This window comes from Halorubrum sp. Boch-26 (assembly GCF_029889805.1).
GTDB lineage: Archaea > Halobacteriota > Halobacteria > Halobacteriales > Haloferacaceae > Halorubrum.
Genome location: NZ_JARANT010000147.1, coordinates 1 through 3,722 on the forward strand (window position 1 = coordinate 1; position 3,722 = coordinate 3,722).

General features: G+C 69.6%; 4 protein-coding genes. 1 reads left to right on the plus strand and 3 read right to left on the minus strand.

Annotated elements, in window-relative coordinates; genetic code table 11:
• Positions 1–1,433 (plus strand): aldehyde dehydrogenase family protein (locus tag OQF71_RS14115; RefSeq protein WP_280588448.1); only part of this gene is annotated, 1,433 nt, incomplete at its 5' end.
• Between the two features lie 42 nt (positions 1,434–1,475).
• Here OQF71_RS14115 and OQF71_RS14120 read toward each other — a convergent pair.
• From OQF71_RS14120 to OQF71_RS14130, 3 genes are all read right to left on the minus strand, one after another.
• Complete coding sequence (locus OQF71_RS14120; protein WP_280588449.1) at positions 1,476–2,444, minus strand: DUF5821 family protein; 969 nt, start codon at positions 2,442–2,444, stop codon at positions 1,476–1,478.
• A 103-nt stretch (positions 2,445–2,547) separates the two neighbouring features.
• Entirely contained in the window at positions 2,548–2,859 is a 312-nt protein-coding gene (locus OQF71_RS14125; RefSeq protein WP_280588450.1) for a CGCGG family rSAM-modified RiPP protein, read from the minus strand.
• A gap of 60 nt (positions 2,860–2,919) precedes the next feature.
• Positions 2,920–3,594, minus strand: coding sequence for a helix-turn-helix domain-containing protein (locus OQF71_RS14130; protein WP_280588451.1), 675 nt, complete (start codon positions 3,592–3,594; stop codon positions 2,920–2,922).
• Positions 3,595–3,722: the final 128 nt, after the last annotated feature.

Genomic DNA, 3,722 nt, shown 5'->3' on the forward strand with positions numbered 1-3,722 from the left:
GGGTAGCCCGCGGCGAGTCCCGGCGGGGGGCCCCGGCGGACGTCGACCGCGCGGTCGACGCCGCCGACGAGGCGTTCGAGGAGTGGCGCGAGCTCTCCCGGATCCAGCGCGCCGAGTACCTGTGGGACGTGTACCACGAGCTGCGGGAGCGCACGGACGAGCTCGGACGAGTGGTCACCAAGGAGTGCGGGAAGGAGATCAGCGAGGGGAAAGCCGACGTGGTCGAGGCCGCCCACATGGTCGAGTGGGCCGCGGGCGACGCCCGCCATCCGAAAGGCGACATCGTCCCCTCCGAGATCCCCGCGAAGGACGCCTACATGCGCCGGAAGCCGCGCGGCGTCACCGGCTGTATCACCCCGTGGAACTTCCCCGTCGCGATCCCCTACTGGCACATGGCCATCGCGCTGGTGGAGGGGAACACCGTCGTCTTCAAGCCCGCCGAGCAGACCCCGTGGTGCGCGCAGATCATCGCGGAGATGTTCGACGACGCCGGGATCCCCGACGGCGTGTTCAACATGGTCCAGGGGTTCGGCGACGCCGGCAACGCGATCGTCGAGCACGACGACGTCGAGACGGTGGTCTTCACCGGCTCGGCCGAGGTCGGCCACATGATCCAGGACAAGCTCGGCGGCGTCGCCGGCAAGCGCGCCGCCTGCGAGATGGGCGGCAAAAACGCGATCGTGGTCACCGAGGAGGCGGACCTCGACGTCGCGGTCCACTCCGCGGTGATGTCCTCGTTCAAGACGACCGGCCAGCGCTGCGTCTCCTCCGAGCGCCTGATCGTCCACACGGACGTGTACGACGAGTTCAAAGCGCGGTTCGTCGAGGTCGCCGCGGACGTCGCCGTCGGCGACCCGCTTCAGGAGGACACGTTCATGGGGCCGCTCATCGAGGCCGAGCACTACGAGAAAGTCTCGGAGTACAACGAGCTCGCCCGCGATGAAGGCGTGAACGTCCTCGTCGACCGCACCGACCTCGACGCCGACGAGATCCCCGACGGGCACGAGGACGGCCACTGGATCGGCCCGTTCGTCTACGAGGCGGACCCCGAGGAGGACCTCCGATGCACTCACGAGGAGGTGTTCGGTCCCCACGTCGCCCTGCTCGAATACGACGGCGACATCGAGCGCGCGGTCGAGATCCAGAACGACACCGAGTACGGGCTCGCCGGCGCGATCATCTCGGAGAACTACCGGCAGATCAACTACTACCGCGACCGCGCCGAGATCGGGCTGGCGTACGGGAACCTCCCCTGTATCGGCGCCGAGGTCCAGCTCCCCTTCGGCGGCGTGAAGAAGTCCGGCAACGGCTACCCCTCGGCCCGGGAGGCCATCGAGGCCGTCACCGACCGCACCGCGTGGACCCTGAACAACTCGAAGGAGATCGAGATGGCCCAGGGGCTCTCGGCCGACATCAAGACGAAAGAGGACTGAGGGCGGCCGCCGACCGACTCGCTGAGCCGTTTTGACCCCGTCTCAAGTGGCTTTCAGCGCCGCCGCGACTGCTCCGATCGGCCCCTCCGCCTCGGCGAGCGCGCCGCGGGCGACGAGCCGCTCCCGCGGACGCCCGACCGGCTGCGGAACCGACTCCGTTCCGAGCAGCCCCGCCTCCCGGAGCTCTCGCTTGATCCGCGTGAAGGTGGCCGAACTCCCGAGCCCGGCGTCCTCGCAGGCGCGGCGTAAGTCACGGTCGAGCGCGCCGCGGTAGACGCCGACGACGTACGCTCGGCGTCGCGCCCCGGCCAGATCGAGCGGTGCGCTCCGGTCGTCCTCGGAGGGGTCGCCAGCGATCTCGGAGCTATCGCCGGCAGCGATCTCGGCGTCGAGCGCCCGGACGACATCGTCCGCGACGGCGACGTCGCAGCGTCCTCGGACTGCTTCGTACACGCGGCGGCGACTCGGGGCCCGCAGGCGACGCTCTTCGGCCGCCCCGACGAGCGGGGCGTAACGCTCCCGAAGCGTCGAATCGTCGCCGACGCGGCACCACGTCCCGGTCGGGTCGGTGTCACCGTCGTCACCTCGATCCGGGCTCGCGACGAGCACGTGGCCCGTCGACCGCCCGACGAGGGCCGCGTTCGGCTGTGATTCGCGCAGCGTCAGGAGGTCGCAGACGCCCGCCTCCGCGAGCGCCGCGAGCCGGGTCGCGGGACGGAACCGGTCGACGACCGCGTCGACCGCGCTGTCGCTCGCGACGACGGTGAGCGTCGGAAGGACCGCAGGCGAGTCGGTCGAGGATGGGTCGGTCGAGGACGGGTCGGTCGGCGATAACGATGCCCCGGCCCGAAGCGTCGATAGACCCGGCTCGACCAGCTCCGGCGCCGCCTCGCGGTAGGCCTCGATCACCGCCGTCACCAGCGACGGCGACGGGTCTACGAGCACCGGATCGACGAGACCACCGATCGCTCCCGGTCCGTCCGCGAACGGTAGCGTCGGGTCCGGAGACACACCCGCATCTACACGGGGAGCGAATTAAGCATGGCGGCGGACACGACGGAACCGGGCGATTCGGTCGTTTCGCGAAAACGTTGCGGTCAGTCTGCGTCCCGTCTCAGGGCACGTCCACTCGGGTGACGTGCCCGCCGCAGCCGCACTGCTCGACGTACTCCGGGTCGATCCCCTCGCGTTCCTCGCGGAGCGCGTCGTAGAGGAACTCCTCGGGATGGCCGAGATCGCCGTGGGTGACCAAGTTGACGTGATTCCCCGCGGCCGTGTGGTCGACGGCCGCGAGCCCGTCGCGGACCGCCAGCTCCGGGTCGTCGGCGTACTTCGGCTCCTCCAAGTTCGCCGACCAGGAGTTGTCGTGAACGCGGTCGGTGATCGGTTCGGCGGTCTCGTCGTGGTCGTCGGTGGTTCCGGTCATTGGGATACTTGACGTTCGCCAGCGGTCGTTTGGGGTCGTCTGGAAATCGGTCGGACTCCGTTACGGATCGACGGCCGCGATCTCCGGCTCGTTCTCGAGGGGGCGGCTCGGTAGATCGTCGACGAACTCCCGGACCACCGTTCGCTCGACGCGCTGGAGCGTCTCGCTGCAGGTCGACTTCGCGATCCCGACGTGGTCGGCGACCTCCGTCAGGGTGGCGCGACGCGGCACGTCGTAGTAGCCGAGATCGACGGCCGCGAGCAGGAGCTCCCGCTGTCGGTCCGTCAACAGTCGGGCGGGATTGACGCGCTGACGAACGCGCTCGACCTCGAACTCGAGGCCGAGTTCTCTCAGCCGCCGGCCCATCTCCGCGACGCGCTCGTGTTCGCCCGTGACCTCGACCTCCGCCACGCCGTCCTCGATATTAAGCGGCATCTCGATCGGGAGCCCGGAACGCTTCGCGGCCAGTAACAGCAACGGCGCGTCCGTCTCCAGTTGGACCGTGGCGGCGCCGTCCTCCCGTGCCATCACCGACACCGATGCCAACGCACCGTGAGACTCCATCGCCGACAACACCGCATCGACATCGAGGGCGGTGATCCTGACGAGGGCGAAACCGGCGCTCTCGCCGGGGACCGCGGTGAGCACGCGGAACCCCGCGTCGGGGAACTCGCGCGAGACGTCGGCTATCCACGGTCCGTCGGGCAGGTCGACGAGGAGGCGTGCTTGTGGCATGGGTGGACGGGCTGAATCGTCGGGATCGGTCGTCGGTCGGTCGCAGTCGTCGGTCGGTCGCAGTCGTCTGTCGGTCGCATAGGTCTGGAGGTCGGGGCCGTCGGTCGGAGGCGGACGGAGGAGGGGCG

Bases quoted from the DNA above. Each gene is read 5' to 3' on its own strand.
- OQF71_RS14125 (WP_280588450.1), bottom strand. From the start codon at position 2,859: ATGACCGGAACCACCGACGACCACGACGAGACCGCCGAACCGATCACC.
- OQF71_RS14130 (WP_280588451.1), bottom strand. From the start codon at position 3,594: ATGCCACAAGCACGCCTCCTCGTCGACCTGCCCGACGGACCGTGGATA.